The 300-nt window shown below is 44.0% G+C and carries 1 pseudogene; it reads left to right on the top strand.

Going from position 1 to position 300, the window contains the following annotated elements:
* Nucleotides 1-300, top strand: a pseudogene (locus tag AB4133_RS21965) (MBL fold metallo-hydrolase); the annotation flags it as partial.

The following is a 300-nucleotide window of genomic DNA, read 5'->3' as shown; positions in this document are numbered from 1 at the left end:
AGGCTTACCTAGAAAAATACGACTTAACGGTAAATTGGGGAATTGAAGACTGGCAAACTATCGACTTTTTAGGCGGAAAACTAACTGCGGTTCCTGCTTTACACGGTCATGGTTGGATTCATAAGCTAATGGCAAATGGCGTCGGATTTTTCTTAGAGCTTCCCAATGAACCCTCTATCTATATTAGCGGAGATACGGTTCTAACCGATGATGTAAGACGAGCTTTGAATGAGTTAAAACCCGACATCACAGTGGTGGCAGCAGGCCGTGCTCGTATGGATGTTGGTCAACCGTTATTGA

Origin of the sequence: Vibrio sp. 10N.286.52.F8, from assembly GCF_041468745.1 — a bacterium.
Classification (GTDB): Bacteria; Pseudomonadota; Gammaproteobacteria; order Enterobacterales; family Vibrionaceae; genus Vibrio; species Vibrio crassostreae_C.
The sequence above is the reverse complement of the archived record's forward strand: the minus strand, read 5'-3'. Positions and strand labels throughout refer to the sequence as shown.